We start from the raw sequence: 15,037 nt of genomic DNA on the forward strand, positions 1-15,037 counted from the left end.
GGGCCCGGCAAACCCGTGCAGCAGTGCGGTTCAGCCGTCCATTCAACAGCTCAGTCCGAGCATCTCAGTTCAGCAGGGCGTCAACGAAGCCTTCGGTATCGAAGGGGGCAAGGTCGTCGGCTCCTTCGCCCAGTCCAATGAGCTTGACGGGCACGCCGAGGGTTTTCTGGATGGCCACGACGATGCCGCCCTTGGCGGTTCCGTCCAGCTTGGTCAGGACGATGCCGGTGATGTTGACCACCTCAGAGAAAACCCGCGCCTGGTTCAGGCCGTTCTGGCCGGTGGTGGCATCGAGCACCAGCAGGACCTCGTCCACCTCGGCCAGCTTTTCCACGACGCGCTTGACCTTGCCCAGTTCGTCCATCAGGCCCACCTTGTTCTGCAGGCGGCCGGCGGTATCGATCATGACCACATCGACTTCCTGCTCGATGCCGGCCTTGACCGCCTCGTAGGCAACCGAGGCGGGGTCGGCGCCGTCGATGTCGGACTTCACGGTGGGAACACCGACGCGCTGGCCCCAGGTGGCCAGCTGCTCGGCGGCGGCGGCCCGGAACGTGTCGGCGGCGCCGAGCAGGACGTCCTTGTCCTCGGCGACCAGCACGCGGGCCAGCTTGCCCACGGTGGTGGTCTTGCCCACGCCGTTCACGCCCACCACCATCATCACGGCCGGCTTGTCCGCGTGCCGCTGGACGTTGAGGCTGCGGTCCATCGTGGGGTCCACAAGCTTGATGAGTTCTTCCCGGAGCATGGTCTTGACGTGTTCCGGAGTTCGGGTGCCCAGGACCTTGACGCGCTCCCGCAGGGCATCCACCAGCTGCATGGTGGGTTCGGTTCCCAGGTCCGCGAGCAGGAGCGTCTCCTCGACTTCATCCCAGACGCTCTCGTCGATCCGGTCGCTGGACAGCAGCGCCAGCAGGCCCTTGCCCATAACGTTGTTGGAGCGGGCCAGCCGTTCCCGCAGGCGCGCCAGGCGGCCGGCGACGGGCAGCGGGGTTTCGACGGGAATGGTTTCCAGGCCGGCCGCATTGTCCGGAACGGTGGTGGTGTCCAGCCCCTCAAGGTCCGCGCCCTCCGGCGCCCGGGCCCCGATTGTTCCTTCGCGGTCCGCCACCGCCGTGCTTCCGCCGGAGCGGATTTCGGGGTCGTTGGCATCCCTGGTGCCCGGGTAGCGGGTGATGTTCCTGCGTGTCTTGAGCAGGACCGGAATCAGGCCGCCGATGACCACCAGCGCAGCAAGGATGGACAGGACAATGGGAAGGATGTCATTCACTCCCCTAGCTTCTCACAAACGCCCTGCCCGGTTCCGGCGGCCGGCACGTAACTGACCTGCCCCTTTGCCCAGGCCACCGGCTGCTGGATGGCACCGCCAACAGCAGGTGCAGGGGCTATACCTCGGCCCCGAGCCGCTGGCTGATGACGGTGGAGACGCCATCGCCCCTCATGGTGACGCCGTACAGCGCGTCCGCCACTTCCATGGTCCGCTTCTGGTGCGTGATGACGATGAGCTGGCTGGATTCCCGGAGTTCTTCGAAGATGGTGATGAGCCGGCCCAGGTTGGTGTCATCCAGTGCCGCCTCCACCTCGTCCATGACGTAGAACGGCGAAGGACGGGCCTTGAAGATGGCCACCAGCAGCGCCACCGCGGTCAGGGAACGTTCGCCGCCGGAGAGCAGGGACAGGCGCTTGATCTTCTTGCCCGCAGGCCGGGCCTCCACCTCGATGCCCGTGGCGAGCATGTCCGTGGGGTCGGTCAGCACCAGGCGGCCTTCGCCGCCCGGGAAAAGCCGTTCGAATACCCGGATGAACTGGGCCTGGGTGTCCTCGAACGCTTCGGTGAAGACCCGCTGGACCCTGTCGTCCACTTCCTTGATGATGTCCAGCAGGTCGCGCCGGCTGGCCTTCAGGTCCTCGAGCTGGGTGCTCAGGAACTGGTGACGCTCCTCCAGGGCCGCGAACTCCTCGAGTGCCAAAGGGTTGACCTTGCCCAGGCTTGCCAGGTCCCGTTCGGCTTTCCGCAGCCGCTTCTCCTGCTCCTGCCGGACAAACGGCTTGCCTTCCCTGATTTCCTCCCCGTCCGCATCAACGGGGGCGCGGAGGGCAGCCCACTTGTCTTCGGATTCCTCCGCCGGAACAGGCACCGGCACCTGCGGCCCGAACTCGCTGACGAGCGCTTCGGGGGTGATGCCGAGCTCGTCCACGGAGCGGGTTTCCACTGCCTCGATCCGGGCACGCTGCTGGGTCCGGGCCAGTTCGTCGCGGTGCACGGTGTCGGTGAGCTGGGCCAGTTCCCGGGACAGGGCCTCGTTCGCTTCCCGGATGTCCCGCAGGCCGCGGTCGCGCAGCTCCCGGTTCTCCTCGGCGAGGTCCCGTTCGTGCCGGGCCAGGTCGACCGAGACGTCCACGTAGCCGAGTGCCAGTTCCACGCCGGCGGATACGGCCGCAGCGCGCCGGGCCTGGACGCGGCGGCGCCGGGCCCGCTCCGCCGCTTCCTCGCGGGCCCGGCGTTCGGTGGCGGCTGCACGTTCCAGGGATGCCACCCTGTTGCGGGTGGCCGCCAGTTGCTCTTCGGCGCTGCGCAGGGACAACCGCGCCTCCACTTCGGCTGCGCGGGCGGCAGTGGCGGCGCGGGCCAGGGCGTCGCGCTGCCCGGTGGAGGGTTCCTCTTCCACCGGTGCTTCGTGCGCCGCGGCCAACCGGGCGGCGACGGCGGCGAGCGCCTCTTCCTCCGCCGCGACATTGGCTTCGGCCCTGGACAGGGATGCCGCCAGCCGTTCGCTCTCGCCAACGGCGCTGCGCAGGACAGAGTTCAGGTGGCCCAGCCGTTCGGCCACGGCGGCGAGGCGGGCATCGGATTCGTGCAGCTTGTCCAGGGCAGCGTCCGCTTCCTCCTGCGCCCCCTTGCGCCGGGCCTCTGCGGCGGCCAGGGCGAACCTGTGCCGTTCAAGGTCCGAGGTGACCGCCGACAGTCCGCGGTCGGCGTCGTCCACCGCCGCCTGGACCTCAAGGAGGGACGGCGCCTTGGCAGAGCCGCCGGTGGCGGAGACGGCGGTGAACACGTCCCCTTCCCGGGTGACAGCCGTCAGGGCCGGAGAAGATGCGACCAGGGCGGCCGCAGCGTCGATGCCGGTGACAACGGCGGTCCGGGACAGCAGGTGCCGGACCAGGGCAACGTGCTCCGCAGGTCCGTCCACGAGATCAGCCGCCCACTGCGCCCCGTCGGGCAGTGCCAGGTCCTCCGCGCCATCCCCCTGGAGTGCCGCGGCCGTGGCAAGGAGCAGCGACGCCCGCCCGGCGTCGTGGTCCTTGAGCCGCTTCAGCACGGCTCCTGCCGCGTCCCTGTCCCGGACAAGCACGGCTTCGGACGCCTCCCCCAGGGCAGCGGCGATGGCCGGCTCGAACCCGGCCTGGACCGTGATCCCGGCGGCGAGGCTTTCCTGGACTCCGGGAAGCCCGGACTCCAGCACGTGCCTGGCGCCGTCCTTGCGGTCAAGGCCAAGCTTCAGGGCGTCGAGGCGCGCGGCGAGGGCGTCGCGCTTGCGCATGCCTTCGTTGACGGCGGCTTTGAGGTCTGCGATCTCCTGGAGGACGGCGTCCAGGACATCGCTGGCGGCTTCGTAATCGGCGTCGAGGGATTCCTCCCCCTCCTCCACACCGGCCACCTGGTTCTCCAGCGCCGTGAACTCCGCCTGGGCGCGGGCCCGTCGTTCCGTTCCGGCCGCGAGGGATTCGCGCAGCCGTCCCAGTTCCGCCTGCGCGGACTCCACCCGGGACCTGGCCGCCGCAACCTGGCCGGCAAGCCGCGCCAGGCCCTCCCGCCGGTCGGCAGCGGCGCGGAGCTGCGCCGTCAGCCGCTGGTCCTCGGCATGGGCGGCCCGCTCCGCTTCCGCCTTCGCGGCACTGGCCATGTCAAGGGCGCCCCGCCTGCCCTGGATGTCCTGTTCGAGTTCGGACAGCTCCTGCCGGACCCTTGCCGCCTGGCGCTCCAGCTGTTCCGGGTCCCGGCCGGACGTCGGCGCAGCCTCGTCGGAGCCGAGCAGGCGGCTCCGTTCGCCGGCCAACGAGCCCAGCGACCGCAGCCGTTCACGCGCGGTGGAGAGCCGGTACCAGGTGTCCCGGGCGGCATTGAGCCGTGGCGTGGCCTCGGCTGCCAGCTGCTCCAGCGCCGCCTGCTGCCTGCGCCCCGCGTCGAGTTCCTGCTCGACGGCGGTCCGGCGCGCCTTGAGTTCGGCCTCGTCCGCCACATCCTGCGCCAGGGCCTGCTGCAGCTGGACCAGGTCATCGGCCAGCAGGCGGGCGCGGGCATCCCGGACGTCGAACTGGACCCGCTGGGCGCGGCGGGCAACCTCCGCCTGCTTCCCCAGGGGGGTGAGCTGCCGGCGGATCTCCCCGGTGAGGTCGGTCAGGCGCTGCAGGTTGGCCTGCATGGCCTCCAGCTTCCGGACGGTGCGTTCCTTGCGCCGCCGGTGCTTGAGGATTCCCGCCGCCTCCTCGATGAAGCCGCGGCGGTCCTCGGGAGTGGCGTGCAGGACGCGGTCCAGCTGGCCCTGGCCCACGATGACGTGCATTTCCCGGCCCAGCCCCGAGTCCGAAAGCAGTTCCTGGATGTCCAGCAGCCGGCAACCGGCGCCGTTGATGGCATATTCGGAGCCGCCCGTCCGGAACAGTGTCCGGGATATGGTCACTTCGCTGTACTCGATGGGGAGTGCGCCGTCAGTGTTGTCGATGGTCAGCGAGACGTGGGCGCGGCCCAGCGGCGGCCGCCCGGACGTCCCGGCGAAGATGACGTCCTCCATCTTGCCGCCGCGCAGCGTCTTGGCCCCCTGTTCGCCCATGACCCAGGCCAGGGCGTCCACCACGTTGGACTTGCCGGATCCATTGGGACCCACGACGGCGGTGACGCCGGGTTCGAAGTCGAAGGTGGTGGCAGACGCAAACGACTTGAACCCCCGGACGGTGAGGCTTTTGAGGTGCAAGGCTTTTCTGGTCTCCTGGAGCGGGTAGGGCACTTTGCTGGAACCGGCTCACTACAATCTACTGCGCAGGACCGGCAATTCCCCGCAGCAGCACCCGGGAACCGGCCGGGGCACGAGGAGTGGATATGCATGATCCGGCGGTACAAAGGCATAGTTAAGCTCTTGAGCCTGCATAGATGTGGGTACAGTCACCGCAGGAATGCGGGACGAAAACGAAGAGGGGCTTGAATTGGCAGGTAATGCAACCTTCCGCCACAGCAACACCGCGCTGCTTTCGGTCAGCAGCGTCGAAGCGCCCAGGATTGTGAGCTCCACGGACTTTGACCGCCGGCTGGCATCGACCCTGCAGCGCCTGAAGTTTCCGCCGCGGCTCCTGGAGCGGGTGGCGGGAATCACGCACCGGCGCTGGTGGGCTGCCGGAACATCGTTCGACGATGCTGCCGTGGAAGCCGGCGCCAAAGCCCTGGCCGAGGCCGGCATCGAAGCGTCCGACGTAGGCCTGCTGATCAACACGTCGGTGACACGGCGCAACCTGGAGCCCTCCGTGGCGGTCAAGATCCACCACAGCCTCAGCCTGCCGTCGTCGGCCATGAACTTTGACCTTGCCAACGCCTGCCTGGGATTCGTCAACGCCCTGACCCTGGCTGCCAACATGATCGACTCCGGCCAGATCAGGTACGCCGTCATTGTCAACGGCGAGGACGCCCAGCTGACGCAGGAAGCAACCCTGGCCCGCCTGCAGCGGCCCGAAACAACGCGGGATGACTTCAACCGGGAGTTCGCGACGCTGACCCTGGGATCGGGCGCTGCCGCGGCAGTCCTGGGCCCTGCGGACGAGCACCCGGGCGCGCACCGCGTGGTGGGCGGGGTGATGCGCGCCGGCACCGAGCACCACGAGTTGTGCGTGGGCGGCATCGACGGCATGAACACCGATACGAAAGGGCTGCTCGACGGCGGCCTGCAGCTGGTAGTCGATGCATGGCAGGAAGCCCAGCCGGAGTGGGACTGGGCAGCCATGGACCGCTATGTCACCCACCAGGTCAGCAACGCCTACACCCACGCGATCATCGATGCCATCGACCTGGACCCGGACAAGGTGCCCATCACGTTCCCGCACTGGGGCAACGTTGGGCCGGCCTCGCTTCCCATGACGCTTGCCGCCGAGGCGCAGTCACTGGGAAGCGGCGACCGGGTCTTGTGCATGGGCGTCGGTTCCGGACTGAACACCGCAATGCTGGAAATCGTTTGGTGATCGCGGCCTGGCCGGGCGTCAACGCCGAGTGGTCCCGCGAGATCGATGTCCCCTCCACGTCAAGCGTTGACGCACCCGGGACGGTGCGGCGCTGGCACCTCCTGGACAACGGGGCCGAACTGTCCCGCCGCGGCCTGGCTCCGCTGGGAACGCTGCTGTGCGTGCACGGCAACCCCACATGGTCCTATCTGTGGCGGAGCCTGCTGGCCGCCGGGACCGACCCTGCGCATCCGTGGCGCGTGGTGGCTGTGGACCAGTTGGACATGGGGTTTTCCGAACGGACGGGTACCTTCCGGCGCCTGGCAGACCGGATCAACGACCTGGGCGACCTGACCGAGGCCCTGTCCCTGGCCGGCCCGGTGGTCACCGTGGGCCACGACTGGGGCGGGGTGGCCAGCCTCGGCTGGGCGCTTGCCCATAGCGACCAACTGGCCGGCGTGGTCCTGACCAACACCGCCGTGCACCAGCCTGCCGGCTTCCCCCTTCCGCCGGCACTGCGCCTTGCCCTGCACCCGGCCGTGCACCGGTGGGGAACCACCACCTCCGACGCTTTCCTGCGGGTGACGCATTCGCTGGCACGCCCACCACTGCCCGCTGACGTGCGGAGTGCCTTCATGGCCCCGTACCGCGGCGCCGCACGCCGCGCAGGGGTGGGCAACTTCGTCGCTGACATACCCGTCGACGGCTCGCACCCGAGCTTCGCTGCCCTCAACGGCGTGGCGGAAGGCCTGCGCGCCCTTAATGTGCCGGCCCTGATGCTCTGGGGCCCGCGCGATCCGATCTTCTCCGACCGCTACCTGAAGGACCTGCTCACCCGCCTTCCGCATGCCGACGTGCACCGCTACGAGGGCGCGGGACACCTGGTGGCAGAGGACCGGGACATTGCCACCCCCGTCTTCGACTGGCTGGCCGGCCGCGTCACGCAGGGCGAGGACAGTCCTGCTGATAATGGCTCCATGGGAGCCGGCGATGGCTTCACGCCCCTGTGGGTGCTCCTGGGGGAGCTCGCCGCCGGACCATCCGCTGGGGCGGGGGCCGTCGTCGAAATGGCCCCGGACGGCACGGAGGCACGTTCGCTCACCTGGAGGCAGCTGGAGGAAAACGTGGGGCGCGTTGCCGCGGGCCTGCAGGGGGAGGGTGTCGGGCCCGGCACCCGGGTAAGCCTGATGGTTCCCCCCGGCGTGGACCTGACCGTCGCCCTGTACGCCTGCCTTCGGCTGGGCGCCGTGGTGGTCGTGGCCGACGCCGGCCTGGGCACCAGGGGGCTGAGCCGGGCGGTCAAGGGAGCGACGCCCGATGTCCTGATCGGGATCGACAAGGCCCTTGCCGCTGCCCGGGCACTGGGCTGGGCGGCCCGGCGTATCAGCGTAAGGGACCTCCCGGCCGTGCAGCGCCGGGTCCTCGGCGTAAAGACCTCGCTCGCCGACCTGGCCAGGACCAGCCCGGGCCAAGGCGGTGCCGCTCCCGCCTTCAGCCCGACGGCGGACTCCCCCGCCGCCGTGCTTTTCACGTCCGGCTCCACCGGGCCCGCCAAGGGCGTCCAGTACACCCACGGGCAGCTTGCCGCCATGCGGGACACGGTTGCCGGAACCTTCGGGATCGAGCCCGGCGACAGGCTGGTGGCCGGCTTCGCACCCTTTGCGCTGCTGGGACCTGCGCTGGGAACCGTGTCCGTGACGCCGGCCATGGATGTCACCGCGCCCCGCACCCTGACCGCGCACGCCCTCGCTGCTGCTGCAGCGGCCATTGACGCCACGGTGGTCTTCGCCTCCCCCGCGGCCCTGCGCAACGTCGTTGCGACCCAAGCCGGGCTCACCCCGGAGGGCGCTGCGGCGCTCAAGCGGGTCGACCTTCTGCTCTCCGCCGGCGCTCCCGTTCCCGAACCGCTCCTTGACGAGGTGCAGCGCCTGCTGCCGGCCGCCTCGCTGCATACCCCTACGGCATGACCGAGGCCCTCCCCGTCACCGACATCAGCCTTGAACAGATCAAGGCCGCCGCGGCCGACGCGGGTTCCGGGACGATGACGGGGGCCGGGAACGGCGTCTGCGTTGGCCGTCCGGTCCAGGGCGCCCGCATAGCCCTGATCCCGCTGGCGGCGGACGGTACCGCCCCGGGGACAGAACCGGTGACGGAAGCGGGTGTCACCGGGGAAATCCTGGTCAGCGCGCCGCACGCCAAGGGCGGCTATGACCGGCTTTGGCTGACTGACCAATTGAGCGCGGGCCCGGCCGGCTGGCACCGCACCGGCGATGTGGGCCATTTCGACGCCGACGGCCGCCTCTGGGTGGAGGGGCGCCTGGCACACATCATCACGGCGCCCGGCGCAGTGGTCACGCCGGTAGGGGCCGAACAGGCCATCGAAAGCCTGGACTGCGTCAGCATGGCAGCGGTTGTCGGGGTGGGGCCGGCCGGCACCCAGGCCATCGCCGCCGTCGTCGAAACCATGCCGCCGGCGCGTAAGGCGGGGCCGGCCGCCGCTGGACTCGCAGCACAGGTACGCCGTGCCGCACGTGCCGCAGGCGTCTCCGTGGCTGCAGTCCTGGTTGTCCCTGCGCAGCCCACCGACATCCGCCACAACGCGAAGATCGACAGGTCGCGGTTGGCGCGCTGGGCATCATCCGTCCTGGCCGGCGGCCGCCCGGGGAAGCCATGAGGGTACTGGTTACGGGTGCGAGCGGCCTGCTGGGGCGGGAGGTGGCGGGCCAGCTGGTACGCAAGGGCCACGAGGTCACTACCTTCCAGCGGCGTCCCTCGGGGGTCGACGGCGCGGCGGACCGGTGCGGTTCCCTCACCGATGATGCAGCCGTCGCGGAGGCAGTCCGGGGCGCGGACGCAGTCATCCACCTTGCCGCAAAAGTCTCCTTCACTGGCCGTGCCGAAGAGTTTGACCAAGTAAACGTAGAGGGAACGCGGCGCCTGCTCCTGGCGGCACGCGAAGCCGGGGTCCGGGACGTGGTCTTCGTTTCTTCGCCTTCAGTGGCCAACTCGGGCGCCGCCATTGCAGGTCTTGGCGCGGAGCCGGCCGACCCGGTGCATGCCCACGGCGACTATTCGCGCACCAAGGCGCAGGCTGAACTGCTGGCCCTGGCCGCCGACGCCCCGGACTTCCGGGTCGCCGCCGTGCGGCCGCACGTCGTCTGGGGGCCGGGCGACACCCAACTGGTGGAACGGGTCCTGGCCCGGGCCGCCAGGAAGCGGCTGCCGCTGCTGGATGCAGGCGCCGCGCTGATCGACACCACCTACGTGGACAACGCGGCGGCAGCGATCGTTGCTGCCCTGGACCGCGTCAGCCACATCCACGGCAGGGCCCTGGTGGTCACCAACGGCGAGCCCCGCCCCGTGGGCGAACTCATCGCCGGCATCTGCGCTGCCGGCGGCGTCGCTGCGCCGTCATGGTCAGTGCCGGGGAAGCTTGCCCGGATCGCGGGATCGGCAGTGGAAAGGGCTTGGCTCCGGCTCGGTAAACAGGACGAACCCCCGATGACCAGGTTCCTTGCCGAACAGCTGTCCACCGCCCATTGGTTCGACCAGCGGGAGACCCAGGAGCTTCTTGCCTGGACGCCGGCTGTCTCGATTGACGAGGGCCTGGTACGTCTCGCTCAGTACTACGGGTCCCGCTGACACCCAGCCAGGTGGATGGTGGGACTACCAGCGGCCGTTGCGGGGCCGCGGCTGGCACACCGGGCAGGTATGGGAGGAACGGTTCATGAACTGGTCCCGGCGGATGGTGGAACTGATGCCCGCTGCGGCGCACCGCCTGCACGGCTCACCTTGGCGGCCGTAGGCGTTCAGGGACCGGTCAAAGTAGCCTGAAGCGCCGTTGACGTTGACGTACAGGGAGTCGAAGCTGGTCCCGCCGGCGGCCAGGGCATCGAGCATGACCTCGCGGGCACTGTCCAGGACGCGTTGGGCCTCGTTCCTGCGAAGGGTGTCGGTGGGCCTGGCAAAATGCAGGCGGGCACGCCAGAGGGCTTCGTCAGCGTAGATGTTGCCAATGCCGGACACCAGCCCCTGGTCCAGCAACGCCCGTTTCAGGCCCGTCTTGCGCTTGCGCAGGCGCTGGTAGAAGAGGTCGAACGAAAAGGCAGGGTCCAGGGGGTCCCGCGCAATATGGGCGGCTTCCGCGGCGATGAGCGGAAGGGGGGACTCGGCGAGGCCGCCGGGGCCGCCGTCGTCGGTGGGTACCAGGGCGGTGACGAAGAGGCCCCCGAAGATCCGCTGGTCAACGAACCGCAGCTGGGCCGGCATGCCGTCGCGGGGACTGAGGCGAAGCCTGACCTTGAGGTGCTTTTCGTCGGGGACGTCCTGATCCTGCATCAAGAGCTGGCCGCTCATCCCCAGGTGAGCCATCAGTGCAACATCCGGCAGCGCCGCGGTTTCAGGGTTTTCCGGTGCAGCGGGGCCGTCCGTCAGCGGCATCCACAGGAATTTGCCGCGGCGCACGACGTCGCTGACGGTTGCGCCCTGGAGGTTGCCGATGAAATCCCCCGCGCCCAGGGCATGGCGGCGGATGGAGCGGGGATCAAGGACGTCAACAGCGCTGATGGTCCTGCCGCGGACCCAGTTCACCAGGCCGCGGCGCACCACTTCGACCTCGGGCAGTTCAGGCACGGGACGCTACTTGGCGGTGACGGAACCAGCCGAAGTGCCGGCAGCATTCCGGGTTTCGGCGCCGGAAAGCACCCGCCAGGCGTCCGCGGCCGCTTCCTGCTCCGCTTCCTTCTTGGAATGCCCGGAACCCTTGCCGTAGGCGTTTCCGCCGATGTTCAGGACAGCGGTGAAGGTGCGGGCGTGATCCGGGCCGGTCCCGTCCACCGCGTAGTGGATGCTGCCAAGCTGCCGGCTGGCCGCGAGTTCCTGGATGCTGGTCTTCCAGTCGGTGCCGGCGCCCAGGACAGCGGCGTCCTTCAGCAACGGTCCGATCAGCCGCATGACGAGTTGGCGCGCGGTCTCGATGTCGTTGGAGACATAGGTGGCCCCGATCAGGGCCTCCATGGTGTCCGCGAGGATGGACGCCTTGTTTTTCCCGTGGGTGAGCTTCTCGCCCTGACCCAGGTAGATGTACTCGCCGATGCCCAGGCTACGGCCGATGCCGGCCAGGGCCCGGGTGCTGACGACGGCGGACCGGCGCTTGGCGAGTTCGCCTTCGGGCAGGTCCGGGTTGTCCCGGTACAGGGCGTCGGTCACGGAGAACCCCAGGATGGAGTCGCCCAGGAATTCGAGCCGCTCGTTGGTGGGGATGCCGCCGTTCTCGTATGCGTACGAGCGGTGGGTCAGCGCAAGACGAAGCGTCCCGGCGTCAATAGTGACACCGAGACGCTTCAGAAGCTCTTCAGTTGAAGACATCAGTCAGCCTGTTGGGCCGATTAGACGTCAGCGACCTTGCGGCCCTTGTACTCAAGGAACAGCGCAGTGCCAGCAGAGTCGGTAACGACCTTTGCCTGGTGCGGCAGGCTGTAGGTGACCTGCCCGTTCTCAACGGTCTTCACCAGGTGGGGGGCGGTCGCCTTCCACTGCGAGCGGCGGGCGCGGGTATTCGAGCGAGACATTTTCCGCTTGGGAACAGCCACGGCTAACTCATTTCTCTCTAGACAAACACGTACAAATCAATTTTGCCGGTCAGGCTTAGCCATATCAGCTAGGGCAGCCCAGCGAGGATCCAGGACCTCGTGGTGGTGCCCCGGCTCGTCTTCCAGGCGAACTCCGCATTCGGAGCAAAGGCCCTGGCAGTCTTCCCGGCACACCGGCTGGAACGGCAGATTGGTGACAACCGCGTCCCGCAACACCGGTTCAAGATCGATTACATCGTGCTCGACTCGACGTTGCTCTTCATCTTCTTCTCCGTCCGAGAGCTCAGTGCCCTCGTAGAAGAAAAGTTCTTGCACATTGACCTCAAGGTCATACGCAAGGGGATCCAGGCATCGGCCGCACTCGCCGGTTACTTCGGCGAGGACAGTTCCTGATACCAGAATTCCTTCGTGTACGGCCTCCAGCCTCAGGTCGAGCTCGACATCCGAGCCTTCCTGAACACCAATGAGCGCCACACCAAGATCACCCGGTGCGGGTACATGTTCCGTCAGTGTCCGCATGCTTCCCGGGCTGCGCCCGAGGTCCTTGACGTCGAACGCCAGGGGCGAACCAGCATCTCTGTTAATGAGAACTCCTGTTGAACATATGACCGACGTACCATCTTAGCCCGAAGAGCCATGGTGACTCAAACCGGCGGCGGGCAACGCCGAAGTACCGATCCAGCCTACCGCCTCGGCTGCTGATCCGGCGAAGGCTCGCCGGCAACGATGCGCCGGTGCACTGACCGGGGAACGTAGTCCGAGACGCTTCCGCCCAGGGACGCCACCTCCTTGATCAGGGTGGAGGACAAATGCAGGTAGCTGGCCTCGGCCGGGAGGAAGACCGTTTCCACGCCGCTCAACTGCCGGTTCATGGTGGCCATGGGGAGCTCGTAGTCAAAGTCCGACGACGACCGGAGCCCTTTGACGATGGCGGACACCCCCCGGTGGCGGCAGTATTCCGCGAGGAGTCCCGCGCCAACAGGCTCCACCACGATGCCCTTGAGCGAAGCCAACGTCTCGCGCGCCATGTCCAGCCGCTCCTCCAGGCTGAACATGTACTTCTTCGCATAGTTGGTGGAAATGGCCACAATGACCTCATCAAACAGGCCGGCAGCCCTGGCAATGACTTCGAGATGGCCGTTGTGGATGGGGTCGAAGGATCCGGGGCACACAGCGCGTCTCATGCTCCGAACCTACCGCATGGAAAGCCCGGGATACCATGACTGGATGCATCCAGCACGGGAACTTTCCACACCCCTGGCACCTGCTCCCTGGCAGCGCACCGCGCTCGGGGCAAACCTCCTGGCCGCGGACGGCGGACTGGGAGTGACCATCTTCGAAGAGATGACAACCCTGGCCGTCAGGACGGGCGCCATCAACCTGGGACAAGGCTTCCCCGACGAGGACGGGCCGGTTGAAATCAGGGAGGCGGCCCGGGCGGCCATAGCGTCCGGCGCCAACCAGTACGCGCCGGGCAAGGGCCTCCCCGAACTCCGCGAGGCGGTAGCCGCGCACCAGGAGCGCTTCTACGGCCTGGCTCCGGATCCGGCAACGGAAGTCATCATCACCACCGGGGCCACTGAAGGCATCGCCGCTGCCCTGCTGGCTTTTGCAGGACCGGGCGATGAGGTCCTGACGTTCGAGCCGTTCTACGACTCCTACGGTGCGGTCATCGGGCTTTCCGGGGCCACCCACACCACCGTTCCCCTGGCTGCCCCGGACTTCATGCCGGACGTGGCGGCATTGGAGGCGGCGTTCAGCGTGCGGACCAAGGTGGTGCTGCTGAACAACCCGCACAATCCCACCGGCGCTGTGTTTCCACCCGCGGTCCTGCAGCGGGTGGTGGACCTTGCCGGCCGGCACGGCAGCATCATCATCACCGATGAAGTGTATGAGCACCTCACCTTCGGCGTGGGCCACACCCCGGTGGCCACCCTTCCGGGCGCTGCCGGGCGGACCATCACCATCTCCTCTGCCGGCAAGACCTTTTCCCTCACCGGCTGGAAGATCGGCTGGCTGAGCGGGCCGGAGGAACTGGTGGCCGCCGTCCGCACGGTAAAGCAGTTCCTGACCTACAGTTCGGGTACGCCGTTCCAGGCAGCGATCGCCAAGGGTTTGGCCCTCCCCGATGATTTCTATACGGGCATCGCTTCTGCCTTGGAGCAGAAACGGGACATTCTCAGCGCCGGGCTCCGGGCCGCCGGCTTTGACGTCTTCACCCCGCAGGGCACCTACTTCGTCAACGTGGACACCGCACCGCTGGGCATCACCGATTCCCTGGACCTCGCCCGGCGGCTGCCGGAACTGGTGGGGGTCGCAGCCATTCCCGTTCCGGTCTTCTGCCATCCGGAAGGCGCCGAGCGGACGCGCAGCCTGCTCCGCTTTGCCTTCTGCAAGAAGACCAATGTCCTGGAGGAGGCCGCCGCGCGGTTGGCAACCCTGCGCGGCAGGCTCTGATGCCCACCCGCGGGGCCGCCAGCCGTTTCCTGCGCACCACCGGCCAGCACGCCACCATCGAGCCTGATGCCTTTACCGACGGCGGCTACGTGCTCAGCATCGGCGGAGCCGAACAGTCGCACGTCAACCTTGACCGGCCGGAAGACATCTTCTACGAATACCTGCGCCGGATCGGACACCTCGTGGATCTTGCTGCGCCGCCCGGACGACCAATCACGGCGCTCCACCTGGGAGCGGGCGCGTTGACCCTGGCGCGGTACATCCAGGCGACCCGTCCGGGCTCAGTGCAGTATGCAGTTGAGCTGGAGCGCGAACTGCTGGACTTCGTCCTGCGGCACCTTCCCATGCCCGAAGGAACCAACCTGACCACCATCATCGGCGACGCCCGCGAAGCGCTCGGTGCGCTGGACCCCGGCCTGGCGTTCGACGTCGTGATCCTGGACATCTTCTCCGGACCGGAGGCGCCGGTCCACATCGCCACGGACGGTTTCTACCGTGAAGCCAGGGACCGATTAAGCCCGGGCGGGCTCCTGATCGTCAATGTCGGGGACGAACCGGCGCTCACGCTTGTCAGGAGCCAGGTGGCCGCCATGCGCGCTGCCATGGCCGATGTTGCGGCGTTCGGGGAAGCCGGAATGTTCGACGGACGGTATCCGGGAAACGTCATCCTGGCAGGAACGCAGGACCCCTGGCCGGACTCGTGGACAACAGACCTGGCCGCCCGCGGCCCCCACCCTGCCCGGGTCCTGTCCGGAGTGGACCTCGACCCCTTCTCGGCTTAGGCC

Annotated in this window: 13 protein-coding genes; 6 read left to right on the forward strand and 7 right to left on the reverse strand. The window is 68.3% G+C overall.

The features are described from left to right. Positions 1 to 64: 64 nt before the first annotated feature. The gene (gene ftsY, locus NIBR502770_RS09505; RefSeq protein ID WP_141181767.1) at positions 65 to 1,270 is read right to left on the reverse strand and encodes a signal recognition particle-docking protein FtsY; all 1,206 of its coding nucleotides are present in this window, start codon (positions 1,268 to 1,270) and stop codon (positions 65 to 67) included. Between the two features lie 115 nt (positions 1,271 to 1,385). After that, on the reverse strand, positions 1,386 to 4,973 hold the full coding sequence (smc, locus tag NIBR502770_RS09510; RefSeq protein WP_141181768.1) for a chromosome segregation protein SMC: 3,588 nt from the start codon (positions 4,971 to 4,973) through the stop codon (positions 1,386 to 1,388). 229 nt (positions 4,974 to 5,202) lie between these two features. Here smc and NIBR502770_RS09515 point away from each other — a divergent pair, with 229 nt between their 5' ends. Genes NIBR502770_RS09515 through NIBR502770_RS09525 form a run of 4 tightly spaced genes read left to right on the forward strand, consistent with a single transcriptional unit; the run spans position 5,203 to position 9,846 of the window. Continuing rightward, positions 5,203 to 6,225 (forward strand): 3-oxoacyl-ACP synthase III, encoded by a 1,023-nt coding sequence (locus NIBR502770_RS09515; RefSeq protein ID WP_246839664.1) that lies wholly within the window; start codon positions 5,203 to 5,205, stop codon positions 6,223 to 6,225. After that, complete coding sequence (locus tag NIBR502770_RS09520; protein ID WP_371416505.1) at positions 6,219 to 8,171, forward strand: alpha/beta fold hydrolase; 1,953 nt, start codon at positions 6,219 to 6,221, stop codon at positions 8,169 to 8,171. The genes NIBR502770_RS09515 and NIBR502770_RS09520 overlap by 7 nt, the downstream gene beginning before the upstream one ends. Continuing rightward, positions 8,168 to 8,878: a hypothetical protein gene (locus NIBR502770_RS21830; protein ID WP_371416506.1), complete on the forward strand. Its 711-nt coding sequence runs from the start codon at positions 8,168 to 8,170 to the stop codon at positions 8,876 to 8,878. Before NIBR502770_RS09520 ends, NIBR502770_RS21830 begins: the two co-directional genes overlap by 4 nt. Beyond that, entirely contained in the window at positions 8,875 to 9,846 is a 972-nt protein-coding gene (locus NIBR502770_RS09525; protein ID WP_141181769.1) for an NAD(P)-dependent oxidoreductase, read from the forward strand. Before NIBR502770_RS21830 ends, NIBR502770_RS09525 begins: the two co-directional genes overlap by 4 nt. 24 nt (positions 9,847 to 9,870) lie before the next feature. Here NIBR502770_RS09525 and mutM read toward each other — a convergent pair whose 3' ends face one another. From mutM to coaD, 5 genes are all read right to left on the reverse strand, one after another. Beyond that, positions 9,871 to 10,836 carry a bifunctional DNA-formamidopyrimidine glycosylase/DNA-(apurinic or apyrimidinic site) lyase gene (gene mutM, locus NIBR502770_RS09530; RefSeq protein WP_141181770.1) on the reverse strand — a complete coding sequence of 322 codons (966 nt, stop codon included), beginning with the start codon at positions 10,834 to 10,836 and terminating at the stop codon, positions 9,871 to 9,873. 6 nt (positions 10,837 to 10,842) lie between these two features. Then, positions 10,843 to 11,571: a ribonuclease III gene (gene rnc, locus NIBR502770_RS09535; RefSeq protein WP_141181771.1), complete on the reverse strand. Its 729-nt coding sequence runs from the start codon at positions 11,569 to 11,571 to the stop codon at positions 10,843 to 10,845. A gap of 20 nt (positions 11,572 to 11,591) precedes the next feature. Next, the gene (gene rpmF / locus NIBR502770_RS09540; RefSeq protein ID WP_009356569.1) at positions 11,592 to 11,795 is read right to left on the reverse strand and encodes a 50S ribosomal protein L32; all 204 of its coding nucleotides are present in this window, start codon (positions 11,793 to 11,795) and stop codon (positions 11,592 to 11,594) included. Positions 11,796 to 11,831: 36 nt separating this feature from the next. Next, positions 11,832 to 12,356: a DUF177 domain-containing protein gene (locus NIBR502770_RS09545; RefSeq protein ID WP_141161550.1), complete on the reverse strand. Its 525-nt coding sequence runs from the start codon at positions 12,354 to 12,356 to the stop codon at positions 11,832 to 11,834. A gap of 122 nt (positions 12,357 to 12,478) precedes the next feature. After that, a complete protein-coding gene (coaD, locus tag NIBR502770_RS09550; protein ID WP_141181772.1) occupies positions 12,479 to 12,979 on the reverse strand; it encodes a pantetheine-phosphate adenylyltransferase in 501 nt (166 codons plus the stop codon). A 43-nt stretch (positions 12,980 to 13,022) separates the two neighbouring features. Here coaD and NIBR502770_RS09555 point away from each other — a divergent pair, with 43 nt between their 5' ends. Continuing rightward, positions 13,023 to 14,252, forward strand: coding sequence for an aminotransferase class I/II-fold pyridoxal phosphate-dependent enzyme (locus NIBR502770_RS09555; RefSeq protein WP_210418938.1), 1,230 nt, complete (start codon positions 13,023 to 13,025; stop codon positions 14,250 to 14,252). Beyond that, the gene (locus NIBR502770_RS09560; RefSeq protein WP_168223149.1) at positions 14,252 to 15,034 is read left to right on the forward strand and encodes a spermidine synthase; all 783 of its coding nucleotides are present in this window, start codon (positions 14,252 to 14,254) and stop codon (positions 15,032 to 15,034) included. The genes NIBR502770_RS09555 and NIBR502770_RS09560 overlap by 1 nt, the downstream gene beginning before the upstream one ends. Positions 15,035 to 15,037: the final 3 nt, after the last annotated feature.

Source organism: Pseudarthrobacter sp. NIBRBAC000502770, assembly GCF_006517815.1.
In the GTDB taxonomy this organism is placed as follows: Bacteria; Actinomycetota; Actinomycetes; order Actinomycetales; family Micrococcaceae; genus Arthrobacter; species Arthrobacter niigatensis.